Consider the following 24,911-nt stretch of genomic DNA (forward strand, 5'->3'; position numbering starts at 1 on the left):
TGCCTCCGCTTTCAAGCAAAAGAAACGGTAGCTCAAAGGCTTGAGCCCTTGACGTCACCCCGTCAACATCACCGAAACGTCCGGGTCGGCACTTCGTCAGCCCGACCCGGACTGCGTTCGTCAGAACGGACGAATTTCTTCGCCGTACGTGTCGCGGAACGCGAGTGAAAAGAAAGCGAACATTGTCATTCTCCGATTTGCGCGTGAAGCGCCATGTCTTTCTTAACAAAAAATTAAGCATGGAACAAACGTAATTCGGGCCGATTTCGGGACGGATGCGGGCCAGTTTAACCGTTCGTTCAAGACTGGGACGCTAGGGCAAGGATGAATGAGCAAAGCTGCCGACCTTGCGCGCACGGCGTCTGCCGAAGCCCAGAGCCTTGCCGTGGCGAACGACGCCCGCGCAAAGCCGAAGCCTGGCAAGTCGACATCGCCCGGCGCCGACCGCGTCGTCGCCCGGCGCTCCGCCGCGTCGGTGAAATCTATCGCGCGCGCGGACAGCCGTGCGGACACGCCCGAGGGGGCGATCCAATTCTATGCGATCGTGCGCATTGCCGATTACGCGATGTTGCGTCGCGCGATTGGTGTCATGCGCGCCGAACGCGTGGCCGAGCAGCTGGCGGTGGAGGCCGCCGCGTTCAGTTCATCGCTGCGCGCCCGGACGCTCGGGCGCGATTGCATCGAGGTCACGGGGTCGGCGGCGAGCAACGCGGACGTCGCGACGCTGCTTGACCGGCTTCGCCAGAAGCTGGCGTCGCCGATCCTGGTCGGCGATGAACTCTGTGCGGTGCAGGTGCGCGTCGGCGCGGCGATGGCCGAACGCGGCGCAAGCGATCCGATCCGAATGATCGAATTTGCCGAAGCTGCGATTCGGCAAGCGGGCGACGGCATGGTGGCGCTGCGCGACCTCCGGCAGGAGGGGGAGGAGGACCCGCTCGCGCTTCTCCATGATCTGAACGCCGCAATCCGGCGCGGCGAAATGTTCCTGCAATTCCAGCCGAAGATCAATGTCCGGCGCGAGCAGGTGGTCAGTGCCGAGGCGCTGATCCGCTGGCGCCATCCGTTGCGGGGCCTGATCCTGCCGGGCGATTTCATTCCGCTCGCGGAGCAGGCCGGACAGATCACCGCGTTGACTTTGTGGACGTTGGAAGAGGCAATCCGGGAGTATCATGTCCTGGCGGACGCCGGATTCGCGATCCCGGTCTTCGTCAACATCTCGGGTACGCTGCTGGGCGACCGTCGCTTCGTCGATCAGGCCCGCGATCTGATCCGGGGGTCGAATGCGAAGCTGGGTTTCGAGATCACCGAAACGGCGGTCATTCGCGATCCCGACACGGCGATCGCGCACCTCAAGCTTTTTGCCGATATCGGCGTGGCGCTGGCGATCGACGATTACGGGGCCGGATTGTCGTCGCTCGCCTATCTGAAGCGGCTGCCCGCAGGCGAGCTGAAGATCGACAAGCTGTTCATCACGCAGCTGACCAGCAGCAATCGTGACCCGTTGATCGTTCGTTCGACCATCGACCTCGCGCATGCGCTCGAGATGGAAGTCACCGCCGAGGGGGTCGAAACGTCGGCGACGCTCGCACTGCTGTCGGTGATGGGTTGCGACATGGTCCAGGGCTATCTGCTCAGCCGTCCGATCGAGATGGCGGCATTCCTCACCTATCTGCGCGAGGACCGCCACCTGCCCCCGATCCAGCGCCCGCGACCCACCTTTCGCCGAAAGCTTTCCAGTTCCTGATACCGCCGATTTTAGCCAGTGGTTAACCGCATTCTGGCACCACCGGGGTGATGAACGCTTTCAGCCTTCGAGTTATCAAACCGGTCTGGTGGCTGGGGCTTTGCGCGTCGGTCGCTCTGCTATCGTCACCAGTCTCGGCGGAGCACAGCGGAGCACCTCCCGAAATCGACGCCGCCGTCCATGAGGCCGAAGCGGCGATGTTTGCCGATCCGGCCAAAGCGCTTGAGATCGCGCGTGGGATTGAGCGAAAGTTCCTGGGACGCAAGGGCGGGTCGAACGAGCGCATCGCGATCGTTGTCGATTGGCTGCAAGGCGAGGCCCTGATCCGCCTCGACCAGACGGAAAGGGCGCGCGTTAGAATCGAGAGCGGTTTGAAAAGGGTCAATGAAAATCCCCTCGACCTATCTCTTCGCGGCAAGCTGCTGCTTTCCCTCGCTGCCATTCAAATTGCCGGCTCGCAGCCGGCCGAAGCTTTGCAGAGCTATCAGCGGGCCTTCACCGTTTTCCGATCGATAGACGACAAGCGCAGTCAGGCGATCAGCCTGCAGGGCATCGCCTGGCTGTATCGCGAGGCGCGGGATTTCGACCGGGCGGCGCGCTACTATCAGCAATCGGCCGAAATCTATGCCGGCGACCCGGCGGTTCGCATTGCCGCACATAATAATCGCGGCAACGTCCTGCGACAGGTCGAGAAGTTCGCCGAAGCAGATCGCGAATATCAGTCGGCACTGGCGCTCGCGCGCACGCTGGGCAGCGTGGGCATCGAATCCCAGGTATTGCGCAACGTTGCCCGCAACCTGCTCGAATCGGGCGACATCGCCCGCGCCGAAAAGGTGATTCGTGAAGAAGTCGCCCTGACCGGCGGGACCAGCCACAATTCGCTGGCGCTGCGTGCCCAGGCCGCGCTGGCGCGTGGCGACCTCGGCGTTGCGCGACGCCTGATCGCGGAGAGCTTCAGCGGGGTCGACATCACCGCGACCGACGCGCCCTTTGCGGAGGCGCACGCGCTCGCGCATGACATTTTTGCGCGTGCGGGCGAGACGCGTTTGGCGCTCCAGCATCTCGAAGCCGCCAAGCGGCTGAACGACGAGGCGACTCGCGTCGCCGCATCGACCGGCTCGGCGCTGATGTCGGCACGCTTCGATTTCCAGAACCAGGAGCTGCGCATCGCTCAGCTCAAGGCGGAAGAACTCAAGCGCAGCATCGATTTCGAGCGTGCGCGCGCGCGGCTGCAATGGATCCTGTTCGCCGCGATCGCCGCAGCCGTCACGGTCGTGATCGCGTTGCTCAGCTTCGGCGTCGTCAAGCTTCGCCGCAGCCGCAACGAGGTCCGGGCCGCGAACACCGGGCTGGCTGCCAGCAATCTCGCGCTCGAAAAGGCCCTCGCGGCGAAGACCGAGTTCCTGGCGACGACCAGCCACGAAATCCGCACCCCGCTCAACGGCATCCTCGGCATGACCCAGGTGATGCTGGCCGATCCGCGGCTGGGCCACGAAATGCGCGACCGGATCGGCGTGGTCCATGGCGCCGGCGTGACGATGCGCGCGCTGGTCGACGACATCCTGGATGTCGCCAAGATGGAGACCGGCAACCTGACGGTCGAACAAATGCCCGTCGACCTGGTCGCGACGCTGACCGACGTGTCTCGCATGTGGCGCGAACAGGCCGAGGCGCGGGGGCTGGACTTCACGCTCGCGCTTGCCGAGGCGCCGGGCTGGATCGAATCCGATCCCGCGCGCCTGCGCCAGATCGCGTTCAACCTCCTGTCCAATGCGATCAAGTTTACCGAGGCAGGCGGCATCACCCTGGCGGTGGCGCAGCTCGATACCGACGACGCACGCTGGATCGAGATTCGCGTCAGCGACACCGGGATCGGTATTCCAGCCGAAAAGCAGGCGATGATCTTCGAATCGTTCCGACAGGTCGACGCGGGCACGACCCGGCGGTTCGGCGGCACCGGGCTGGGGCTGGCGATCTGCCGCAACCTGGCGGTCGCGCTCGGCGGGTCGATCCACGTCGAAAGCACGCCCGGAGTGGGCTCGACCTTCATCGTGCGGCTGCCGCGAATCGATGCGGTCGCCCCGACCGCAAGCGTGCCGGACGGCGATTCCGGCCTCCTGATCGTCGATCGCAACCCGATCGCGCGCAACACGCTCAAGGCGCTGCTCGAGCCCCATGCAGGGTCGGTCATCCTGGCGAGCGATCCAGACGAAGCCCTCGCCATGCTCGCCTCACGCCGTCTCGCGCTCGTGCTGATCGATCAGGCGACGCTGGCACAGTCGGGTGAGGTTGTTCCGGCAATGCAACGTCTTGCGTCCGTTGCCTCGACACAGGGTGCACGCACGGCGATCCTGTGGGCGGCACCGGATGAGGCGGATCGTGTCGCCGCCGACGCGGCAGGGATCGACCTTTTCCTCGCCAAACCGATCGCGGCGCGCGCGCTCGTCGCGGCGCTGTTTGAGCGCGCGGCGACCGACGCGACCCCTTCTCCCCTTGTGCCGCAGGCGGCGTGAGGCGTAGGGGGAGAGGCAAGATGAAGCGCAAAACCGCCTGGCCGTCACGATCGGAGCAAGGGTCGTGAACATTTTGTTCATTGAGGACGATCCGATGAATCGGCGGGTCGTCCGCGACATGCTCGACGTCGCGGGTGCGACGATGGTCGAGGCGTCGCTGGCCGAAGAAGGACTGCAGCGCATCGACGAGGAGGCGTTCGACGTCGTGCTCGTCGACCTGCGCATGCCCGGCATGGACGGGATGGAGGCGATCCGCCGCATCCGCGCCCGCGCCGACGCCAAGGCACATGTGCCGGTGATCGTGGTGACCGCGGATGCGGCGGTCGACCTGCGCGAACGCTGCCTGGAGGTCGGCGCCGACGAGGTGCTGTTCAAGCCGGTCGCGATGGATGCGCTGTTTGAGGCGATCGGCCGGATCATCGCGACGCGCGGCGGCGACGGGATGCTGCTCTAGTCCTCGACGATCAGGCTGTGGCGGCGGGTGTCGCGCATGCGCAGATAGACGATCAGCGAGACGCCGATCATCACCGTGACATAGAGGTAGAAGCCGCGCTCCCACCCGGCGTTCTTCAGCCATAGCGCGAAATATTCCGCAGTCCCGCCGAACACCGCGTTGGCCACGGCATAGGGCAGCGCCACGCCGAGCGTGCGGATGTGCGCCGGGTACATCTCCGCCTTCACCACGCCGCTGATCGCGCTGTAACCGCTGACGATGACGAGCGCGCCCATCACGATCGCAAAGGCGAGCCAGGGATCGCGGACCGTTTCCAGCGTGGTGAAGATCGGCCAGGTGAAGGCGACGCCGAGCACCCCAAAGGCCACCATCAGCGGCTTGCGCCCGACCCGGTCCGACAGCGCGCCGACGATCGGCTGGAGCAGCATGAAGCCGAAGAGGCTGCCCGCGCTGATCGCCGATGCGGTCGGTTTCGAGAGGCCCGAGGTGTTGACCAGGAATTTCTGCATGTAGATCGAATAGGCGTAGAAGGCGAGCGTGCCGCCCGCCGTCAGCAGCATCACCGTCGACGTCTCACGCGGATGTTCGCGCAGCAGGGCGACGAAACCCGAGCGCCGTGTCGCTGCGCGGTCGGCATTGCGAAAGCTTTCGGTTTCGGCCAGTCCGCGCCGCAGCCAGAACACGCTGATCGCGAGCAGCCCGCCGATCGCAAACGGGATGCGCCAGCCCCAGGCTTCGAGCGCGTCGGCGGCCATGACGCGCTGCAGGATCAGGAGCACGCCCAAAGCGAGCAGCTGCCCCGCGATCAACGTGACATACTGGAAGCTGGCGAAGAATCCCCGTCGCCTCTCGCCCGCCATCTCGGACAGATAGGTCGCGCTCGCGCCATATTCGCCGCCGACCGACAGCCCCTGCATCAGCCGCGCGAGCAGCAGCAAAGCGGGCGCCGCGATGCCGATCGTTGCATAGCCCGGCGTCAGCGCGATCAACAGCGATCCGGCGCACATCAGCGTGACCGACAGGGTCAGCCCGGCCTTGCGGCCGTGGCGGTCGGAATAGACGCCCATCAGCCAGCCGCCGATCGGCCGCATTAGGAAACCGAGCGCGAAAACCCCGGCCGCCTGGAGCAGCTCCACCGTCGGATCGGCGGCGGGAAAGAAATGCGGCGCGAAGTAAAGGGTGAACGCCGCATAGGCGTACCAGTCATACCATTCGACGAGGTTGCCCGCCGATCCGCCGATGATCGACCGCAGCCGTGTCGACCGCGCCGGGGCCGCACCGCTCATGTCGACCGTGCAAGCGCGCGATCCAGCTGCGCCCGGTCGAGCTGGCCCTCCCAGCGCGCGACGACGACGGTCGCAACCGCGTTGCCGATGAAGTTGGTCAGGCTGCGGCATTCGCTCATGAAGCGGTCGACGCCCAGGATCAGCGCCATGCCGGCGACGGGCACCGACGGCACGATCGACAGCGTGGCGGCGAGCGTGATGAAGCCCGCCCCGGTCACGCCGGCCGCGCCCTTGGAACTCAGCATCGCGACGCCGAGCAGCAGCAGCTGGTCGCCCAGGCTCAGGTCGACGCCGGTCGCCTGTGCGATGAACAGCGCGGCCAGCGTCATGTAGATGTTGGTGCCGTCGAGGTTGAAGGAGTAGCCGGTCGGGACGACCAGGCCGACGACCGCCTTGGCGCAGCCGGCGTCCTCCATCTTGCCGATCAGCGCCGGCAGCGCCGCCTCCGACGAGGAGGTTCCGAGCACCAGCAGCAGCTCGGCGCGCAGATAGCGGATGAGCCGGAGGATCGAGAAACCGGCCGCACGCGCGATCGCGCCCAGCACCAGCAGCACGAACAGAAGGGACGTCGCATAGAAGGTAGCGACCAGCTTGCCCAGGCCGACCAGGCTTTCAAGGCCGTACTGGCCGATGGTGAAGGCGATCGCCCCGAATGCGCCGATCGGTGCCAGCCGCATCAACAACCCGACGATCCGGAATACGACCGCGCTCAACCGCTCGAGCAGGTCGAGCACAGGCTGGCCGCGATCGCCGACCAGCACAAACGCGACGCCGAACAGGATCGATACCAGCAGGACCTGGAGGATGTTGCCGCCCGTGAACGGGCTGACCAGCGTGGTCGGAATGATGTCGAGCAGAAATCCGGTCAGCGTGGTCTCGTGCGCCTTGGCCGAATAGTCGGCGGTCGCGGCGGGATCGAGCGTCGCGGGATCGATGTTCAGCCCGGCACCGGGCCGGACCGTGTTGGCGACGATCAGCCCGACGACCAGCGCCAGCGTCGAGACGGTGATGAAATAGGCAAATGCCTTGCCGGCGACGCGCCCGACTTCGGCCAGGTCGCGGATCGCCGCGATGCCGGTGACCAGCGTCAGGAAGATGACGGGTGCGATGATCATCTTGACCAGCTTGATGAACGCATCGCCCAGCGGCTTGAGCGCGGTACCGAAATCCGGCCAGAAATGGCCGACGATCGCCCCGGCCGCGATCGCGACCAATACCTGGATGTAAAGATGTCGCCACCAGCGCGGCCTGGCGGAAGGTGCGGCCGGCGCGACAGGGGGATCGACGGGGGTGACCATGGATTGCGCCCCTTTCTGGCCCGACTTGGCGGGCGGCGCAACGATGCACTTTGCAAGCGCGCGCCGATCGGCTAGCGGGCGCCACCTTGTAGATTGTTCGAGCGGTCGTTGTGATGATCAGTCGCGTTGTCGGTTTGGTGGGTTGCGTTCAGGGCCGTCATGAGCGCGATGCGGCGCGCGCCGTCCCCGATGGCGACCAGTATGTCAGCCGGTGCGCCCATTGCGGGGTGCCAATGCGCCGTCTGGCCAAGCGGAAATGGGTGGTCGAGCGCCGCCGCTGATCGGCGTGCCGCCTGTGGGCGGAATCGCTTGAAATCGACATGCAACGCTGTTAGGGGCAGCGATAACGTCGCGAACTCGCGTTCCGGCGAACCCTATTCTATTGAGAACCAGATTCTCTGTTGAGAACAAATTCGGAGTCCGACGGCTTTATGCAAATCATCGTGCGCGACAATAACGTCGACCAGGCGCTGCGGGCGCTCAAGAAGAAGCTGCAGCGTGAAGGCGTTTATCGCGAGATGAAGCTCCGTCGTCACTATGAGAAGCCGAGCGAGAAGCGCGCGCGCGAGCGTGCGGCCGCGATCCGCCGGGCGCGCAAGATGGACCGCAAGCGTGCGGAGCGCGACGGCGTCCGTTGATCGGATTTGCGGTTTTCGCGGCACAGATGTCGCGCAAATCGATCGATCGATGACCTGAGTATCGAAACGGGGAGGGGCACGATCATCGTGTCGCTCCCTTTTTCTTGCGCGTTTTTGATGCGGTCGGGCGTCGACGCCCTTGCCCTTCGCGGCAATTCGCGCAATTTGCCCGCCGCGACGCACCGTCACCAAATCGGGAAACCTCCATGTCGATCACTGCCGTCCCCATCGCACCGACCAAGCGACGCTATCTCGTCTGGCTGTGGATCGGCATCGCGGCCGCCATCCTGTCGGGGGTGGCGCTGGCGTGGCAGGGGACCGCGAGCGTGGTCGCGACGCGCGGCACCAACGAACAGTTCCTGGCGTGGAATCGTGGCCAACCGGGCGTCGTCGAGACCGCGAGCGGCCTGCAATATCGCGTGATCGAGCCGGGCGAGGGGCCGACCCCGACCGACACCGACCTGACGCTGATCAACTACACCGGCACGTTTCGCAACGGCGAGACCTTTGACGCCAGCCGCCAGCCGACCCCGATGTCGCCGGCGCAGGTCGTTCCCGGTTTCGGCGAGGGGCTGAAGCTGATGCCGAAGGGCGCCAAGTTCCGCTTCTGGATCAAGCCCGAGCTTGCCTATGGCGCGGAGGCGCGTACCGACCCGCAAACGGGGCGCGAGGCCATGCCGGCCAACTCGCTGCTGATCTTCGATGTCGAGATGATCGACTTCGTGCCCGAGGCGGTCGTTCGTCAGATGCAGATGCAGCAGCAGCTCCAGCAACAGGGCATTCCGGGCGGCCCCGGCGGCCCCGGTGGCCCGCCCCCGGGCGTGCGCTGACCCCCGCGACGTCCTGATCGGCGGCTAGGCCGATCCGGCGCCGCCGGTCAGCTCGGCGATCTCGGCGAGCAGCCGCTGCCGGAACTCGGCCTGGGAAAAATGCCGGTCGAACACGTCGCGGCCGGCCGCGGCGATTTCGGGCAGCCGCGCGCGGGTGGCGAGCGCGCGCGAAAGCAGTTCGGCCACCGCCGGTCCGCTGGCATCCGCGGCGATCAATCCGCTGACATTGTCGGTGATCCAGTTGCGGGTGCCGACGCCGGGCAGCAGCATGAGTACGCGGCCGCAGCCCAGCGCATCGAGCGATACGAGCGGCAGCGTATCCTCACGCGAGCAGACCAGAACCGCGTCGACGTCGAGCATGGCGCGATGGCAGCTCGCGGCATCGAGCTCGCCACCATAGTCGAACAGGCCCTGTGCCTTGGCGCGCGCGAGCACCGGCCGGGCGAACGCGGGATCGAGCACGCGGCCGAAGACGCGGACGTCGAGCTCGGCAAGCTGCGCCGGGTTCAGCAATTCGAGGCCGTCGGCGAGCAGGTCCTGGCCCTTGCGCGCTTCGACCGATCCGAACACCCCGATCCTCAGCTGTCCGTCGGTGCGCGGCGGCGGCGCTTCGCCGATCGGCGCCATGCCATAGGGGAAGACGCTGACATCGGCTCTGCCCGCACGCGCGATCGCCGCGCTGATCTCGCTCCCGGACCAGACCCGCGCGGCACGCGCGAAGGGCAGGCGCAGCCGGCCGCGATCGATCAGGTCCTTGAGCAGGCTGAGTTCGTGCAGATACCAGATCGTCGGGACGCGGTCGCCCCAGGCGGCGACGAAGCCCGCCGTAACGACGGTGTTGCACAGTGCGATCGTCGCGCGATCGGCCAGGTCGCGCAGATAGGCCGATGTCGCACCCGGCGTGGGATCGATCAGCACCGGGATGCCCAGTTCCTCGAACGCGCCGCGCATCGGCCCTTCGGCCATGCTGAACACGATGACGCGATATCCCTGTTCGAGGAGCGGCGCGGCAATTTCCAGCACGGTGCGCGGTGCGCCGCTGCGGCTCAGGTCGTGGGTGGCGAGAAGCGCGAGGGGCCGGGTCGAGCGGTCGGCAGCGATCGCGCGCAGGGCCGGGCGACGCAGCAGCGCATAGCCGGGTCCGCGCAACCGTCGCGGCAACCGCGCGAGCAACCGTGCAAACGGCGTGTCGACGCCTGCATTCGGCAGGTCGGCGGGGGCGGGGGAGGCGGCATTCATCGCGGGTGAGATCCGGGGCTGTGCTGCGCGCGCGGCCGCGCGCCGGGGATGGGCGGCGCATAGACGAGCGTGCCGCGCCGGGCAACCGCAGGGCCGATCGGCCACGCGCCCTTGTCCATTTACCCCCCGCAATCTAAGGGCGGATGAGGCGACTTGCCCGCGACCCGAGGACCGTCATGCGCGACGGCAGGTCGCGATGCCGTCGCGGCGAAAGCGTCACCGGTTGGACGCCCGCATTTTTTGAGTGGTGACAATGTCCGTCCGACGATCCCTGGTCTGGTCCCTGTGCGGGCAGTCGCTGTCCGTCATCGCGATGGTCGTGGCCATGGTCGTGCTCGCGCGGACGCTGACGCCGCGTGAGATGGGGATTTATGCGGTCGGACTTGCGACCACCGGCATCCTTCAGATCGTCGCCGCCTTTGGTCTTGGCCATTTCGTGACCCGCGAGATCGAACTGACCGATCCGACCCTGTCGTCGGTCTTCACGGTCAACGCGCTCCTCGCATTGTTGCTGGCGGTCGTTACCTATCTGGCCAGCTTCGCGGGTGCGGCGCTGTTCACCGAGGCCGGTGTCGCCGACGTCCTCAAACTGCTGGCGATCGTGCCGTTGATCGGCATCTTCGAATTCCTGCCAGCGGCCCTGTTGCAGCGCGAAATGCGATTCAAGCCGGTGTCGATCGTGCTGATGCTCCGCGCCATCGGGTCGACGACGGTCACGATCGTCTCGGTGCTGCTCGGCGCCAGCTATCTGAGCGCGGCCTATGGTGCGATCGCCTATGCGCTGATCGGTGCGGTCGGCATGAACCTGGCGCTGCCGGGCCATCTGATGATGCGGCCGGGGCTTCACGACTGGCGACGGATCGTGCCCTTCGGCCTTCGCGTCATGTCGATCGGCGGCGTCTCGGTCCTGTCGATGCGGATGACCGAGCTGGTCATGGGCCGGGTCATGGGGCTGGCGGCGCTGGGCATCTTCACGCGCGCCAGCACGCTCTACACCGCGATCTACAGCAACATCTTCGGCGTTGCCGCACGCGTGCTGTTCGCGAAGCTGGCGCATGACAACCGCTCGACCGGCGAGCTTCGCGCGACCTATCTGCGCGGCCTCGACATGCTGCTGGCGATCATGTGGCCTTTTCTGCTGACGGTCGCGGTGCTGGCGGGGCCCATCATCCAGCATGCCTTCGGTCCGCGCTGGCTCGCCGCGGCACCGGTGCTGACGATCCTGATGGTCGCGCAGGCCGTCACGATGTTGTTCGCGATGAGCTATGAGCTGTTCACCCTTCGCGACGAACTCGCGCGTCAGGCACGCTATGAAGGGTTTCGATCCCTGCTCGGGCTGGTCCTGATTTCCGCGGGTTGCCTGATCAGCCTGGAGGCTGCTGCGCTCGGGCGTGCGATCGAATCCACCGTCGCGGCGGCGCTGTACCTGCCGCACATGTGCCGGCTGACCGGCGTGACGGCAGCCGAGATCGGCCGGGTGATCGGGCGCAACCTCCTGATTGCAGTCGGGACGCTCATCCCCATGGTCGCGATCATGTCGATCAGCGGATGGCGCGCGGATGTGCCGCTCGCGGTACTGGCCCAGATCGCGCTCTTGACCCTGCTCGCGTGGATCGTGGCGCTCAGGATCGTCCGCCATCCGCTGCTGCTGGAAATCGGCCATGCGTTGCGCGTGATGAGAGGGCGGCTGCGCCTGCAGCGCGGCAATGCGTGATCGACCGGTCCGCCGCGGCGGCAATCACGGCGATGATCGAGCGCGCCGGCGACTAGCGGACGGCGACAGGCGCGTGGGGTGTGGCCACCGACAGCAGGATGGCGGCGGTTGCGCGCCATGGCCTAAAGTCGGCGTCGCAATCAGGGCCGCGCGTGCCTATATGCCGTTCATGGTGATGCGGCCGACAGCGTCGTCACGCCCGATCGGCAGAGGAGCCGGAAACGCCGTTTGGACGTGCGGAGTGCGCGATGTTTGACGGTTTCGATCCCGTGATGCTGGCGCGAATCCAGTTCGCGTTCACGGTCAGTTTCCACTTCATCTTCCCGGCCTTTTCGATCGGGCTTGCCAGCTATCTGATGGTGCTGGAGGGGCTGTGGCTGCGCACCGGCAGGCAGGTCTATTTCGACCTGTTCAAATTCTGGGTGAAGATCTTTGCCGTCGCGTTCGCGATGGGCGTCGTGTCCGGCATCGTCATGTCCTACCAGTTCGGCACCAACTGGTCGGTGTTTTCCGACAAGGCCGGGCCGGTGATCGGGCCGTTGATGGCGTATGAGGTGCTCACCGCCTTCTTCCTCGAGGCGGGATTCCTCGGCGTCATGCTGTTCGGCATGGAGCGGGTCGGGCGAAAGCTGCACTTCGCGGCCACCTGCATGGTCGCGATCGGCACCTTCATCTCGGCCTTCTGGATCCTGAGCGTCAACAGCTGGATGCACACGCCGACCGGCTTTGCGATCAACGATGTCGGCCAGTTCGTGCCCGCCGGCGACTGGCTGGCCATCATCTTCAACCCCAGCTTTCCCTATCGCCTGGTCCACACCGTCACCGCCGCCTATCTGACCACCGCGCTGGTGGTCGGCGCGGTCGGCGCGTGGCATCTGCTCAAGCTCCGCCAGGGCGAGCGCACGCCCGATGTCGACGGCGACGATCCCGTCGAGGTGCGCGAGCATCCCGAGTTGCCGCGTTCGCGCGAGGCGGCGCGGGTCATGTTCTCGATGGCGATGTGGATGGCGGCGATCGTCGCGCCGATCCAGATTTTCGCCGGCGACCTGCACGGCCTCAACACGCTGGAGCATCAGCCCGCCAAGGTCATGGCGATGGAGGGGCATTATGACAGCCACCCCGACGGCGCGCCGCTGATCCTGTTCGGCATCCCCGATCCGGCCGAGAAGCGCATCGATTATGCGATCGAGGTGCCCAAGGCATCGTCGCTGATCCTCAAGCACGAACTCGATGCGCCGCTCGCCGGGCTGGACACGGTGCCGGATGACAAGGAGCCGCCGGTGGCAATCCTGTTCTGGTCGTTCCGCATCATGGTCGGCATCGGCTTTGCGATGCTGGGGCTGGGGCTGTGGAGCCTGCTGGCGCGCGCACGCGGCAAGCTGTTCGACTGGCCGCTGCTGCACCGTGCGGCGATCGTGATGGGCCCGTCGGGCTTTGTCGCGGTGATCGCCGGGTGGATCACCACCGAGGTCGGCCGCCAGCCCTATACCGTCTATGGCTTCCTGACGACTGCGCAGAGCGCGTCGCCGCTTGCCGCGCCGGCGGTCGGGGCGTCGCTGGTCGCGTTCGTCATCGTCTATTTCGCGGTGTTCGGTTTCGGCACCTGGTACATCCTGAAGCTGATGGGCAAGGGCGTGCAGCTGCACGAACCGCGCATCGACGAGGAGGGGCCGATCCGCACCGCCGGCATCACCCCCGGCCCGGCCCAGGGGCGCCAGGTCGGCCAGCTGGAGCCGGCGGAATGACCGTCGATCCGACGCTGGCGATGGTGTGGGCGTTCCTGATCGCCTTTGCCGTGTTCGCTTATGTCGTCATGGACGGCTTCGACCTGGGCATCGGCATCCTGTTCCCGGTGTTCGAGGTCGGCGACGAGCGCGACAAGGCGATGAACGCGATCGCGCCGGTATGGGACGGCAACGAAACCTGGCTGGTGCTCGGCGGCGGCGGGCTGTTCGCCGCCTTTCCGCTCGCCTATGCGATCGTGCTGCCCGCGCTCTATCCGCCGATCATCGCGATGCTGCTCGCGCTCATTTTTCGCGGCGTTGCGTTCGAGTTCCGCTGGCGTGACCCGGCCCACCGCAAGGCGTGGGACGCGGCGTTCACCGGCGGGTCGATTATGGCGGCGTTCTCACAGGGCGTGGCATTGGGCGCGCTGCTTCAGGGGATCAAGGTCGCCGACCGCGCCTATGCCGGCGGCTGGCTCGACTGGCTCAGCCCGTTCAGCGTGCTGACGGGGTTGAGCCTGGTTGCCGGCTATGCGTTGCTGGGCGCGACCTGGCTGATCTGGAAAACTGATGGCGGGACGCAGGATCATGCGTTTCGTCTGGCGGGCCAGGCGGGCGTGCTGACGCTGGTCGCGATCGCGCTGGTCAGCCTGATGACGCTGGGCCTCAATTACGACTATCGCGCCAAGTGGCTGGAGTTTCCGGCGATCCTGGCGACGTCGCAGGTGCCGCTGCTGGTCGGCATCACCGCCTTCGCCCTCTATCGCTCGCTCAAGAAGCGGCGTGAGGTGCGGCCCTTTCTGCTCGCGCTCGCCCTGTTCCTGATGAGCTTCATCGGGCTGGGCATCAGCATGTTCCCCTACATCATCCCCGAAAGCGTCACGATCGTCGACGCCGCCGCGCCCGCGGCCAGCCAGTGGTTCATGCTGGTCGGCGCCGCCGTGCTGATCCCGCTGATCCTGGCCTATACCGGCTGGGCCTATTGGGTGTTCCGCGGCAAGGTGGGCGTCGAGGGCTATCACTGAGATGCCCCGCCTGCCCGAGCTTCCCGCCGACCGCCAGCCGCTGTGGCGGCGGCTGGCGTGGCTCGCGGCGATCTGGGGGGCGAGCGTCGCGGTGCTGGGCGCGGTGGCGTTCGTGCTGCGCCGCTGGCTGGTGGGGTAGGGGGGCAACGTCGTCGGATTGCAGCCAAATCGGTCGAACGCGCACCAAAAATACCGCACCGCTGCCATCGTGACAGCCCAAGGCAAAGTGGCTAGACCACGTCGCATGTGCCGCCTTCGCGCCCTGTTTCACGGCCATCGCCGGCTGACGTTGGTGCTCGTGGCGCTGGCGCTGGCGATCAAGGCGCTGGTGCCGGCCGGCTTCATGCTCGGCACCACCGGCGACCGGTTCTTGACAGTGACCATCTGCGCCGATGCAACCGGCACGCTGCAGACGATGAAGCTCGCGCTGCCCGCTGACGCCGATCATGGCGGAATGCAGGACGACCAGGCGGACCAGGCTAAGCACTGCGCCTTCTCCGGCCTGGGCCAGGGCGTGATCGCCGCGGCCGATCCGGTGCTGCTTGCCGGCGCGCTGCTGTTCATCCTGCTGATCGGCACGGCACCGCTGGTGCCGCTGGCCCCCAGGCAGTTTCCCTATCTTCGTCCGCAATTGCGCGGACCACCTGCGACGATCTGACCCGCCTGATCGGGGCCGGATGCCTGCCTGTCTGAGGCGGCTTGCCCGGCACGATCCGCGACACCCGCCGCCGCGTGCGGCCGCGTTCATCAGATTTCCAGGAACATGTTAAATGACCTTTTCTCGCGTCGCCGTGCTGCTGGCCGGCACCGTTTTCGCTGCGCCGACCGGCGCGCTCGCGCAGGGCACTCCCGCAAACGCCGAACGCAGTGACACCGTCACCCCATCCGACATCATCGTCACCGGCACCAAATCCAACGATCCGTTCGGCGGGAAATCGGGCGTTCCGCTCGATCAGGTCCCGCAGGGCGTGCAGGTCGTGGACCGCGACGACATCCTCGCCCGCGACGCCTGCAGCATCGGCGACGCACTGCGCGGCGTGCCTTCGGCCAACATCGGCACCCCGCGCACCGGCGCCTTTCAAAGTTTTTCGATCGAAGTGCGCGGATTTCTCGCGGACCAGATGCGCAACGGCGTGCGCCAGCGCTATTACGAGGATGTCGATGCCTCCAACATCACCAACATCGAACGGATCGAGGTTCTGAAAGGCCCCTCGGGCGTGCTGTTCGGCCAGTCGGCGCTGGGCGGGATCATCAGCATCATCACCAAGCAGCCCGAAGACACGTTTAGCGGCTATGTCAGCGCGGTCGGCGGGTCCTATGAGCGCGCGGCGGCCTCCTTCGATGTCACCGGGCCGGTATCGGGCACCCTCAGCCTTCGCCTCAATGGCGAGATCGAGCGTTCCGGCACCTATGTCGATTTCCAGGACATCGACCGCGAAAACCTTGCCTTCAGCGCACGCTGGACCCCGGCGGCCAATGTCGCGGCGCATCTCGTCACCGAATGGAACGAGCGGCGCACCCAGCGCAACCCCGGTTTGCCGATCGTCGGAACCGTGGTGGACAACGGCGTGGCGTCGATCCCGATCGGCCGCTTTCTGGGCGATCCGGGGCGGTCGGGCCTGTTTGCGGCATCGCCGCTGGTCCAGGCCTGGGTCGATATCGGGCTTGCCGACAATTGGAACGTCGCGCCGCGCGTGTCCTATTCGCGCCTGCGCACCGGCTTCACCCAGCTCAGGGTGCGCGACGTCGCCGCAGACGGTGTGACGGTCAACCGCAACGGCCGATACGGGTTCGAGGATGACGACTATGTCATCGCGCAGGTCGATGTGAACGGGGTCGTCACCACCGGGCCCGTCCGTCATAACCTGCTGCTGGGCGTCGAGCGCAGCTGGGAGCGCGGGACCTTCCTTCAGGAGGACATCGTCGATGGCGACGGCAACAGCCTCGTGCCGCCGATCAATGCCCTGAATCCGGCCTATGGCATCACGCCGGTGCGGCCCTATGCCTTCGGCGTCGATTTCGAAAGCGAGATCGACGGGTGGGCGCTTTACCTTCAGGACCGCATCGATCTGACCGATCGCTGGAACGTGGTCGCGGGTGTCCGGTGGAGCGACTTTGATACCGAAAGCCGATTTTCCGCCAATGACCGTGTGTTCACGCCAGACGAGGTCAGCGGAACGCGATTCGACACCACCACCTTCCAGATCGGCACGACCTATCGTGTCGGCGGCGGGTTTTCGCTGTTCGGCGGCTACGCGACCGGCTTCGACATCGAAAACGTCTCCGCGACCCGCGACGCGGCCGGCAATCCGCTCGATCCCGAGGAGTCCGAGCAGGTCGAAGCGGGCATCCGCTATGCCGGTGCCGGCTTCTCCGCCAGCTTGAGCGCCTTCGATATCCGCCGCACCAACGTCGCGACGCCCGATCCGGTGAATGACGGCTTCTCGATCCAGACCGGCGAGGTTCGGGTGCGCGGCATCGAGCTGGAAGGCACGGTGGAGCCGGTCACGGGCCTCACCCTCCAGGGGGGCTATGCCTTTCTCGACAGTGAGGTGCTGGCCAGCAACAATGGCGATCAGGGCGATGATCTGGCCGATGTCGCTCGCCATCAGGCCAATTTCTTCTCGCGCTGGAAGACCCCGGTGAAGGGCCTGGAGCTGCGCGGGGGCGGGAACTATGTCGGCCCGCGCCGCTTCTCCAACGTGCGGGTCCCCATCTTTTCCGGCCTGCTGGCCAGTGAAGTGCGTCTTCCTGATTACGTCACGGTCGATCTCGGTGCGGCCTATAGCAGGGGCAAGACCCGCTTTGACATGTCGCTGACCAACCTGTTCGACGCGCGCTACTTCGCTCGAGAATTCAACGAATTTTCGGTGCTGCCGGGTGAGCCCTTTCAGGCGAGCCTGCGCGTCACTCAGGCATTTTGAGGAAAGGGGCGAGCATAGCCATGACCGATGTCCAGCGCCCCGCATTGCAGGGGCCGTCCAAGCTCTACCGCTTCGTCTGGCGCTGGCATTTCTATGCCGGGCTGTTCGCCGCGCCGATCCTGATCATGCTGGCGGTGACTGGCGGGCTATACCTGTTCGAGCGCGAGCTTGACGGCCTGTTGCATCCTCAGGCCGTGACTGCAGCTGGTACCGGCCCTGCCAAGCCACTGGCGGTGCAGCAGGCAGCGGTGCTGGCCGCCTATCCGAATGCGCGTATCGGCCGCTATGTCGAGCCGGTCGGCCCGAGCCGGGCCGCGGAATGGGGCATCACCACCGCGCGGGGCAAGAATCTTGCCGTATTTGTCGATCCGGCAAGTGCTGCGGTTACGGGAAGCGTGCCGGAGAGCGAACGACTGACCTCGATCCTCAGCAAACTCCACGGCGAACTGATGATCGGCTTTGTGGGCGACCTGATCGTCGAACTCGCTGCGTCGTGGGGCTTCATCCTGCTGGTTTCGGGACTTTTCCTGTGGTGGCCCAGGCGCACGCGAAGGGCGGGGGTGCTGATACCCGACCTGCAGCGACGCGGCCGCAGCCTGATGCGCGATCTTCATGCGGTGCCGGCATTCTGGGTCGCGCCGGTGATCGCGTTCCTGATCCTGACCGGGCTGCCCTGGTCGGGCTTTTGGGGGGACAATCTGGCCAGGCTGGGCACCGTCGAGGCGTTGGCTCCCGCGCTTGCACCGACACCCAATTTCTCCGCCGCGCCCGATGCGCCACCCCATCATCCGCCTGAACCCGCCGATGCGGGGTCGCACGAGGGACATCATCCCTTTGCAGATGAGCTGCCCTGGGCGGTTCGCCATGCTTCGGTGCCCCAGCCGGCATCCGGCGCATCGGTCGCGCCGGGCTTTGACGCCGATGCCCTGCGCACACTGGCCGCGATGCGCGGAATGGCGCAGCCGAGGCTGCGGATATTCTTTCCGCAGGGGCAAGGCGGGGTGTTCACCGCCAGCTTCATCCCCGATCAGGCCCAGCGCCAGCGAACCCTGTATGTCGATCCGGCCAGCGGCGCGGTCCTCGCCGACATTGGCTGGCCGCAGTACAGCCCGCTCGGCAAGGTGGTGGAGTTCGGGGTGATGGTCCATCTTGGCCGGCAGTTCGGGCGTGCCAATCAGGTGGTGCTGGCCGCGATCTGCGCCGGGTTCGTGGCCATCATCGCTTTTGGGTTGTGCGCATGGTGGATGCGGCGCCCGGCAGGGCAGATCGGAGCGCCATCGCTTCCGGAAGATTACCGCGCGACTGGGGTTGTGGTTGCAATCGCTGTGGTCCTTGGCCTGCTGTTTCCACTTGCCGGCCTGTCCATGCTGGCAATGGCGGCGGCCGATCAGGTGGTCGTTCGCCACAGGCGCGCGACTGCATCATAATGTGGAGCGCAATGAAGCGGGTATTTGATCACGGGCGGCCGGTAAGACGGAGTAAAATTCCCGCATTGTACGACAGGCGGAAACGATTGCGACGCTTCATCCGCGATCTCAAAGCGGCGGAACGACCCGAACTCCCCAACCACCTCGCCCCGCTGACGCGCTTACCCCTCAAACATCGGCGGCAGCGGGTCCAGCTTCTCTAACCCCTCGACCCATTCGATCTGGCGGGGCAGGCAGCGGGTCTTGAGGTCGTAGCCGTCGACGATCGTCTGGCGCGCGTTCGCGCTCAGCCGGGTGCGCAGCGCGTCGTCGGCCAGCATCATCGCCGCGCGTTCGGCCAGCGCCTTGGGATCGAAGAAGGGGGTCAGCATCCCGTTTTCGCCATCGCGGATCAGTTCGCGGACCGGCGCGGTGTCGCTGCCCAGGATCGGCGCGCCCAGCGCCATCGCCTCCAGCATGCTCCACGACAGGACGAAGGGATAGGTGAGGTAGATGTGCAGCCGGCTGAGGCTCAACACTTCGGTGAACACCGCGTAATTCAGCCGCCCGACGAAATGGATGCGCGACATGTCGAGTTGCGCGCGCACTTCGTTGAGGAATGTTTCCTTCCACGTCGTGCCCTTGTCCGCCGCGCGGCCATAGCTGACGCCGTCGCCGCCGATGATGACGAAATGCGCCCTGGGGCGTAGCCGCTGAAGCTCGGGCAGGGCGCGCATGAAGATGTGATAGCCGCGATAGGGCTCGAGATTGCGGCCGACGAAGGTCACGACTTCGTCCGCGCGCGTCAGCGACGTGCCGCTGGCGAACTTGATATGGCCGTCGTCGCGCGGCCGCAATTTGTCGGTGTCGATGCCGTCGTGGATGACGGTGATCCGGTCGGCAAAGGGCCTGGGATAGCTCGACGCCTGGAAATGGGTGGGCGAAATCCCGGCATTGGCCATCGGGAACATCAGCCGCTGGGGCAGCTGCTTCACCTTCACGCCGCAGCGATGCTCGATCTCGTCCTTGACCGGCGGAAACTCGGGATCGAAATCGTGGTCGGAATCTTTGTAGCCGTAGAAGAACTCGCAATAGAGCGCGAGCCGCGCCTCGGGCCACACATCCTTGAGGAACAGGGTATCGCCCCAGCCGGGATGCGCGACGATCACGTCGGGCACATAGCCGTCGCGCCGCATCGCCGACGCTTTCACCGTTGCGGCGTGCGCGCGGATCAGCTTGGCTTCGGTGTCGAGCGCCCATTGGTGCTCGGACTTGGTGCCGACCTTGGCGATGCTGCGATAGCCGGTGACGCCCGGCATCGGCGGCACGTCGATCATCGACAGCGCCGCGACCTCGTGCCCGCGCCGCGCCAGTTCGGGGCCGAGATGGACGAACTGTGCCGGGAAGTTCTGGTGAACCAGCAGGATCTTCATGCGCGACGAAGGATCATTCGCGGAACGCGGATTCCGACAGCCGCGTGAACGGCGTCAGGAAATAGCTGAGCACCGACCTTTTGTCGCCGATCAGTGCGACGTCGGCGATCATGCCCGGCGTGATCGGCAGCATGTTGCCCGCCGCATCGCGGATCCCGGCTTCCTTGGTGCGCACGCGCACCAGATAATGCGTGTCGCCGGTGCGTTCGTTGACGATCGCGTCGGGCGAAATCCCCTCGACCACGCCATCGAGCCCGCCATAGGTGGAGAAATTGTAGGCGGTCAGCTTGACCAGCGCGCGCTGGCCCGGGCGGATGAAGGCGATATCCTGCGGCCGTACCGCCGCCTCGACCGTCAGGCCGCTTTCCGACGGCACGATTTCGACCAGCGGTTCGCCGGGGCGGATGGTGCCGCCGACGGTGTTGACCAAAACCCGGTTGACCTTGCCCTGCAGCGGCGAGCGGACCAGCGTGCGCTGGACCTTGTCGCGCAGCGCCGGCAGCGTCCGGCGGCGGGTGATCAGTTCGGCCTGCGCGGCGGCAAGCTCGCCCGCGGCCTGCGATCGCCACTCCTGCTGCGCCTGGGCGAGCGCGGCGCGCGCCTCGGTGACGCTGGCGCGCGCGCGAGAGACCGTCGCTTGCGCTGCGGCGGCTTCCTCGGACGCGACATTGGCGGTACGTTCGGCCTGCATCAGGCTGAGGCGGGGCTCGACCCCGGCTTCGACCAGCGGGCGGAGCAGGTCCGCCTGCTCGATCGCCGAATTGCGCGACACGCGCAGTGCCGACAGCCGGCCCTCGGCCTCCGCGACCGCGCGCTCGGCCTGCGCGATCCGTGCGCGGGCGGCCGACGTCAGGCTGGCATAATCCGCCTGGCGCGAGATGTAGAGCGACCGCTCGATGCCGATCTGCTCGCGCGTCGCGGCATCCTCCGCGTTCGGGAAAACGGGCGTGCGGCCTGCAATCTCGGCTTCGAGCCGCGCCACCTTCACCGACAGCGCATTGACCGTCGAGCTGTTGCTGCCCAGCGCCGCACCCGTTTCGGTCTGGTCGAGCTGGACCAGGGGGGTGCCCGTCGCCACCGTGTCCCCCGCCTTGACCAGGATCGCGGCGACGATGCCGCCCTCCAGATTGGAAACGCGCTGGAGCTGCGCGGTCGGCACGACGCGCGCGGACGCGTTCACGGTCCGGTCGATCTGGGTCAGCGCCGCCCAGCCGACCAGCACGACGATCATGCCGACGATGACCCAGAGCAGCAGGTTGGACGACCGTGCCGGCGTCTTGTGCAACGGCTGGGGGACGACGACCAGGGCGGTGGATTGCATGTTCATGTCAGGCGGCTACCGGGCGGGTGATGCGGCGCAGGATTTCATCGCGCGGGCCGTCGGCCGCGACCTTGCCGTCGGTGATGATGACGACGCGATCGACCAGGCGAAGCAGCGGCATACGGTGGGTGATGACCAGCAGCGTGCGGCCCCGGGTCTCTTCTTCCAGCCGACTGATCAACTGGTTCTCGCTTTCGGAATCCATCGCGCTCGTCGGTTCGTCGAGCACCAGGAATTTGGGCCTGCCCGCCAACGCGCGCGCGAGCGCGATGCTCTGGCGCTGGCCGCCGGACAGGCTTTCGCCCCGGTCGGCGAGCGTCAGGTCATAGCCGTTGGCGACCCGGCCGATGAAATCGTGCACGCCGGTCAACCGGGCGACGCGCAGCATCTCCTCGTCATCGACCTGGCGGCGGCCGAGTGCGATGTTGTCGCGGATCGACCCGGTGAACAGGACGCTTTCCTGCAGCGACGCGCCGACATGGCGGCGCAGCGTCGGCAGGTCCATCTGGCGGATGTCGGTGCCGTCGACCATCACCAGCCCATCGGTGGCGGTGTAGAGGCCGAGCGCCAGGCGCGCGATCGTCGACTTGCCCGACCCGACCCGGCCGAGCAGCGCAATGCGCTCGCCGGCATTGATCTTGAGGTTGAGCTTGTCGAGCGCGTCTTCCTTTGCGCCGGGATAGCGGAAGCTGACGTTGCGGAACTCGACCGCGCCCTCGATCACCGCGGGCTTCAGGCCGGTCACCAGCCCGGGGTCCTCGCTCATGAACGGGTTGAGGACGCTGTAGGCCGTGCGCGTCGCGGTGATGCGCGACAGCAGCTGGGCGATCTGGGCCAGCGGCGCGACCGCACGGCTGGACAGCAGCGAGCACGCGATCAGCCCGCCGAGCGTCAGGTCGCGCGTTTCGACGAGCAGCACGCCCACGATCACGACACCCGCGAACGAGATCGTCTGGGCGGCATTGGCGACATTGGTGCTGATATTGGCGAGCAGGCGCTGGCGCGTCGCCATGTCCGAATAGCTGTCGATCGTGCGCAGCCAGCGCTGGCCGAGCAGGTCGCCGGCGCCGCTCGACTTGACCGTTTCGATGCCGCCGATCGCCTCGACCAGCACCGATTGCTTGTTCAGACCCTCGCGCATCGCCTCGCTCGCCAGGCGGTCCATGGCCGGAAACGTCGCGACGCCCGCGATGATGGTCAGCGGGACCATCGCCAGCGGCACCGCCACCACCCAGCCGCCGATCAGCGCGATTACCGCGAGGGTCAGCAGGATGAACGGGACGTCGATCATCGCGGTCAGCGTGGCCGAGGTGAAGAAATCGCGCAGCGTCTCAAGCTCGCGCATCGTGCCGGCCAGCGCGCCGGTCGAACCCCGCCGCGCGTTGAGCGGCATCGCGACGAGGCGCTCGAAAGCCTTTTCACCGATCTCGCGATCGACATTCACCCCCGCCACGTCGACGAAATAGGCGCGCAGCGAACGCAGGATGAAGTCGAAGATGATGACGAGGCCAAGCCCGATGCTGAGCCCGACCAGCGACGAAATCGCGTTGTTGGGCAGCACGCGGTCGTACACCGTCATCGAGAACAGCGACGACACGAGCCCGAAGATGTTGATCAGCAGCGCGGCGAGCGCGACCTTCGCATAGGTCGCGCGATTGCGCATCATCGGCTCGATCAGCCACTCGGCAAATCGCTTGCGGGGGGCTTCGACCAGCTCCTGCGGATCGCTCATGGCAACGGTCTTTCTTCGGCGGCCGAGGGGATTTCCAGCGCGGTCAGCAACCTGCCGGTACGCGACAATAGCACATATCGCGCGGCGTCGCGCCCCGCGATCGCCTGGATATAGGCTGCCGCGGTGCCGAAATAGGTGTCGTTGGCGGCTAGCACGTCGAGCAGGCTGCCCCGCGCCGCGAGGAAGCGGGTGGTGAGCGCATCGCGCGTCTGGCGGCTGGCGACATAGGCCGAGGCCAGGCTGGCCAGTTCCGCCTCGACCGCCATCAGGTCGGTATAGGCGGTCGCGGCGTCGCGCCCGGCTTCTTCGCGGACGCGGTCGGCGCGGGCACGCGCGGCGTCGGCGCGGGATTCGCCCTGTTCGGCGCGCTCGTAAATGCCGCCGAACAGGCGCTGGCGCAGCGTCAGGCGCGCACGGACGTCATAATCGCGCGTGACCTCGAACGCGCCATAGCGTCCGCCCTCGACGCTGGCGGAAAGCTGGGGCAGCGTGTCGGCGCGCAGGGCCTTGGCTTCGCGCCGCGCAGCTTCGGACTGCGCGCGTGCGATCGTCACCGTCGGAATGTTCGCCGCGGCGTCGCGCGCGGCCTCGACGCCGGCGGGCACGACGCCCAGCGTCGGTCCCCGCGTCATGTTGGGCGGCGGGGGCGCGCCGGTCAGCTCCTGATAGCGCGCCTCGGCATTGGCGAGCTCGCGACGGTAGCGGGCCAGGCGTGTGTCGAGCGAGGCGATCGCGGTGTCGACGCGCGCGATGTCGGATGCCGCCGACGCTCCCTGATCGATCCGCTGTTTGACCGAATCGCGGTTGTCGACGACGCTCTGGCGATACGCCTCCGCGAGACCCAGCAGGGTGCGGCCGGCGAAGATGTCGTACCACGCCGCGATCGTGCGCAGCGCGATTTCGTCTGCGGTGCCGTCGATCGAGGCGCTGGCGGCGCGCAGCCGGTCGCCGGCGGCGCCGATGCGGTAGGAGGTCGCGCCGAAATCCCACAACAGCTGGCTCACCTGTCCGGTCAGGTCGGTACGCCGTTCGAGCACCGATCGCTGGATGATGTTGTCGAGGCTGTTGCGGAACGACCGGTCGATAATCTGATAGGCGGACACCGAATATTCGGCGGAGGGCAGCAACGCCGCGCGGGCCTCGCGCTTCGCCGCCTTGGCTTCCTCAAGCTGCGCCTGCACCTCGGCCAGGGCCGGGTGGCGCGCGATCGCGGTCAGCACCGTTTCGCGGAAACGCGGATCGCCCGCACCGTCCTGACCCAGTTTCAGGATCGGGTCGGCGGCGGTGTCGACAACGAGGGGGCGGGGGCTCGCCCCCGGCAGCGTCAGCGATTGCGCGGCGGCGGCGCCAGGCATCGCCAGCGACGCGGCCAACACAAGCGCGCCGATCAACGGCGCACGCGATGGCACGGCAACAGACTTGGAAGCGTACGTCATTCTTTACGTTTGGAAACCTTGCAAGGAACGCTGTCCTCGACCCGCTGGCCTATCGAAACATCGGTGGCGCGTTAAGTGATTTGAGGCGTCGCGTCTACAGAAACGCTGGCCGGTGCTCGATCCAGAGCCATTCACTTCTCCGCCGCACACGCGCGCACGACCCGCCGCCCGCACTTTCCCGCTCCATCCAAAAG

General features: G+C 66.6%; 19 protein-coding genes. 12 read left to right on the forward strand and 7 right to left on the reverse strand.

Annotated elements, in window-relative coordinates; all coding sequences use genetic code 11:
- Positions 1 to 328: 328 nt before the first annotated feature.
- The 3 genes from AX709_RS09635 (at position 329) to AX709_RS09645 (ending at position 4,711) form a co-directional block, all read left to right on the forward strand.
- On the forward strand, positions 329 to 1,744 hold the full coding sequence (locus AX709_RS09635) for a GGDEF domain-containing phosphodiesterase (RefSeq protein ID WP_231727485.1): 1,416 nt from the start codon (positions 329 to 331) through the stop codon (positions 1,742 to 1,744).
- 50 nt (positions 1,745 to 1,794) lie between these two features.
- Complete coding sequence (locus tag AX709_RS09640; protein ID WP_082731728.1) at positions 1,795 to 4,257, forward strand: ATP-binding response regulator; 2,463 nt, start codon at positions 1,795 to 1,797, stop codon at positions 4,255 to 4,257.
- Positions 4,258 to 4,321: 64 nt separating this feature from the next.
- Positions 4,322 to 4,711: a response regulator gene (locus tag AX709_RS09645; protein ID WP_066480513.1), complete on the forward strand. Its 390-nt coding sequence runs from the start codon at positions 4,322 to 4,324 to the stop codon at positions 4,709 to 4,711.
- On the opposite strand, the gene AX709_RS09650 is transcribed toward AX709_RS09645, so the two are convergent.
- On the reverse strand, positions 4,708 to 5,997 hold the full coding sequence (locus AX709_RS09650; protein ID WP_066549106.1) for an MFS transporter: 1,290 nt from the start codon (positions 5,995 to 5,997) through the stop codon (positions 4,708 to 4,710). The genes AX709_RS09645 and AX709_RS09650 overlap by 4 nt on opposite strands.
- Positions 5,994 to 7,295 (reverse strand): dicarboxylate/amino acid:cation symporter, encoded by a 1,302-nt coding sequence (locus tag AX709_RS09655; RefSeq protein WP_066549107.1) that lies wholly within the window; start codon positions 7,293 to 7,295, stop codon positions 5,994 to 5,996. The genes AX709_RS09650 and AX709_RS09655 overlap by 4 nt, the downstream gene beginning before the upstream one ends.
- A gap of 431 nt (positions 7,296 to 7,726) precedes the next feature.
- Here AX709_RS09655 and rpsU point away from each other — a divergent pair, with 431 nt between their 5' ends.
- Both rpsU and AX709_RS09670 read left to right on the forward strand, forming a co-directional pair.
- A complete protein-coding gene (gene rpsU / locus AX709_RS09665) occupies positions 7,727 to 7,933 on the forward strand; it encodes a 30S ribosomal protein S21 (protein WP_066480517.1) in 207 nt (68 codons plus the stop codon).
- 206 nt (positions 7,934 to 8,139) lie between these two features.
- Positions 8,140 to 8,763 (forward strand): FKBP-type peptidyl-prolyl cis-trans isomerase, encoded by a 624-nt coding sequence (locus AX709_RS09670; protein WP_066549111.1) that lies wholly within the window; start codon positions 8,140 to 8,142, stop codon positions 8,761 to 8,763.
- 24 nt (positions 8,764 to 8,787) lie between these two features.
- On the opposite strand, the gene AX709_RS09675 is transcribed toward AX709_RS09670, so the two are convergent.
- Positions 8,788 to 10,002: a glycosyltransferase family 4 protein gene (locus AX709_RS09675; RefSeq protein WP_066549113.1), complete on the reverse strand. Its 1,215-nt coding sequence runs from the start codon at positions 10,000 to 10,002 to the stop codon at positions 8,788 to 8,790.
- 253 nt (positions 10,003 to 10,255) lie between these two features.
- Between AX709_RS09675 and AX709_RS09680 the strand changes: the two genes are divergently transcribed.
- The 7 genes from AX709_RS09680 to AX709_RS09705 all read left to right on the forward strand — a co-directional run bounded on the left by AX709_RS09680 (position 10,256) and on the right by AX709_RS09705 (position 18,816).
- Complete coding sequence (locus AX709_RS09680) at positions 10,256 to 11,716, forward strand: oligosaccharide flippase family protein (RefSeq protein ID WP_066549115.1); 1,461 nt, start codon at positions 10,256 to 10,258, stop codon at positions 11,714 to 11,716.
- Between the two features lie 248 nt (positions 11,717 to 11,964).
- The gene (locus tag AX709_RS09685) at positions 11,965 to 13,461 is read left to right on the forward strand and encodes a cytochrome ubiquinol oxidase subunit I (protein WP_066549116.1); all 1,497 of its coding nucleotides are present in this window, start codon (positions 11,965 to 11,967) and stop codon (positions 13,459 to 13,461) included.
- Entirely contained in the window at positions 13,458 to 14,465 is a 1,008-nt protein-coding gene (gene cydB, locus AX709_RS09690) for a cytochrome d ubiquinol oxidase subunit II (RefSeq protein WP_066549118.1), read from the forward strand. The genes AX709_RS09685 and cydB overlap by 4 nt, the downstream gene beginning before the upstream one ends.
- A gap of 1 nt (position 14,466) precedes the next feature.
- Positions 14,467 to 14,604 (forward strand): DUF2474 domain-containing protein, encoded by a 138-nt coding sequence (locus AX709_RS18240; protein WP_082731729.1) that lies wholly within the window; start codon positions 14,467 to 14,469, stop codon positions 14,602 to 14,604.
- A gap of 105 nt (positions 14,605 to 14,709) precedes the next feature.
- Positions 14,710 to 15,123 (forward strand): DUF2946 family protein, encoded by a 414-nt coding sequence (locus AX709_RS09695; protein WP_066549119.1) that lies wholly within the window; start codon positions 14,710 to 14,712, stop codon positions 15,121 to 15,123.
- 112 nt (positions 15,124 to 15,235) lie between these two features.
- Entirely contained in the window at positions 15,236 to 17,389 is a 2,154-nt protein-coding gene (locus AX709_RS09700; RefSeq protein WP_066549120.1) for a TonB-dependent receptor, read from the forward strand.
- 20 nt (positions 17,390 to 17,409) lie between these two features.
- Positions 17,410 to 18,816, forward strand: a complete 1,407-nt coding sequence (locus AX709_RS09705; protein ID WP_066549121.1) for a PepSY-associated TM helix domain-containing protein — start codon at positions 17,410 to 17,412, stop codon at positions 18,814 to 18,816.
- Positions 18,817 to 18,977: 161 nt separating this feature from the next.
- Here AX709_RS09705 and AX709_RS09710 read toward each other — a convergent pair whose 3' ends face one another.
- Genes AX709_RS09710 through AX709_RS09725 form a run of 4 tightly spaced genes read right to left on the reverse strand, consistent with a single transcriptional unit; the run spans position 18,978 to position 24,672 of the window.
- The gene (locus AX709_RS09710) at positions 18,978 to 20,228 is read right to left on the reverse strand and encodes a glycosyltransferase (RefSeq protein WP_066549123.1); all 1,251 of its coding nucleotides are present in this window, start codon (positions 20,226 to 20,228) and stop codon (positions 18,978 to 18,980) included.
- 13 nt (positions 20,229 to 20,241) lie between these two features.
- On the reverse strand, positions 20,242 to 21,555 hold the full coding sequence (locus AX709_RS09715) for an HlyD family type I secretion periplasmic adaptor subunit (RefSeq protein WP_231727486.1): 1,314 nt from the start codon (positions 21,553 to 21,555) through the stop codon (positions 20,242 to 20,244).
- 1 nt (position 21,556) lies between these two features.
- On the reverse strand, positions 21,557 to 23,281 hold the full coding sequence (locus tag AX709_RS09720) for a type I secretion system permease/ATPase (protein WP_066549124.1): 1,725 nt from the start codon (positions 23,279 to 23,281) through the stop codon (positions 21,557 to 21,559).
- Positions 23,278 to 24,672 (reverse strand): TolC family protein, encoded by a 1,395-nt coding sequence (locus AX709_RS09725; protein ID WP_066480529.1) that lies wholly within the window; start codon positions 24,670 to 24,672, stop codon positions 23,278 to 23,280. Before AX709_RS09725 ends, AX709_RS09720 begins: the two co-directional genes overlap by 4 nt.
- Positions 24,673 to 24,911 lie beyond the last annotated feature (239 nt).

Source organism: Sphingomonas sp. CCH15-F11 (assembly GCF_001557005.1).
Classification (GTDB): Bacteria; Pseudomonadota; Alphaproteobacteria; order Sphingomonadales; family Sphingomonadaceae; genus Sphingomonas.

Bases quoted from the DNA above. Each gene is read 5' to 3' on its own strand.
- AX709_RS09635 (WP_231727485.1), top strand. From the start codon at position 329: ATGAGCAAAGCTGCCGACCTTGCGCGCACGGCGTCTGCCGAAGCCCAG.
- AX709_RS09640 (WP_082731728.1), top strand. From the start codon at position 1,795: ATGAACGCTTTCAGCCTTCGAGTTATCAAACCGGTCTGGTGGCTGGGG.
- AX709_RS09650 (WP_066549106.1), bottom strand. From the start codon at position 5,997: ATGAGCGGTGCGGCCCCGGCGCGGTCGACACGGCTGCGGTCGATCATC.
- AX709_RS09655 (WP_066549107.1), bottom strand. From the start codon at position 7,295: ATGGTCACCCCCGTCGATCCCCCTGTCGCGCCGGCCGCACCTTCCGCC.
- rpsU (WP_066480517.1), top strand. From the start codon at position 7,727: ATGCAAATCATCGTGCGCGACAATAACGTCGACCAGGCGCTGCGGGCG.
- AX709_RS09670 (WP_066549111.1), top strand. From the start codon at position 8,140: ATGTCGATCACTGCCGTCCCCATCGCACCGACCAAGCGACGCTATCTC.
- AX709_RS09675 (WP_066549113.1), bottom strand. From the start codon at position 10,002: ATGAATGCCGCCTCCCCCGCCCCCGCCGACCTGCCGAATGCAGGCGTC.
- AX709_RS09680 (WP_066549115.1), top strand. From the start codon at position 10,256: ATGTCCGTCCGACGATCCCTGGTCTGGTCCCTGTGCGGGCAGTCGCTG.
- AX709_RS09685 (WP_066549116.1), top strand. From the start codon at position 11,965: ATGTTTGACGGTTTCGATCCCGTGATGCTGGCGCGAATCCAGTTCGCG.
- cydB (WP_066549118.1), top strand. From the start codon at position 13,458: ATGACCGTCGATCCGACGCTGGCGATGGTGTGGGCGTTCCTGATCGCC.
- AX709_RS18240 (WP_082731729.1), top strand. From the start codon at position 14,467: ATGCCCCGCCTGCCCGAGCTTCCCGCCGACCGCCAGCCGCTGTGGCGG.
- AX709_RS09695 (WP_066549119.1), top strand. From the start codon at position 14,710: ATGTGCCGCCTTCGCGCCCTGTTTCACGGCCATCGCCGGCTGACGTTG.
- AX709_RS09700 (WP_066549120.1), top strand. From the start codon at position 15,236: ATGACCTTTTCTCGCGTCGCCGTGCTGCTGGCCGGCACCGTTTTCGCT.
- AX709_RS09705 (WP_066549121.1), top strand. From the start codon at position 17,410: ATGACCGATGTCCAGCGCCCCGCATTGCAGGGGCCGTCCAAGCTCTAC.
- AX709_RS09710 (WP_066549123.1), bottom strand. From the start codon at position 20,228: ATGAAGATCCTGCTGGTTCACCAGAACTTCCCGGCACAGTTCGTCCAT.
- AX709_RS09715 (WP_231727486.1), bottom strand. From the start codon at position 21,555: ATGAACATGCAATCCACCGCCCTGGTCGTCGTCCCCCAGCCGTTGCAC.
- AX709_RS09720 (WP_066549124.1), bottom strand. From the start codon at position 23,281: ATGAGCGATCCGCAGGAGCTGGTCGAAGCCCCCCGCAAGCGATTTGCC.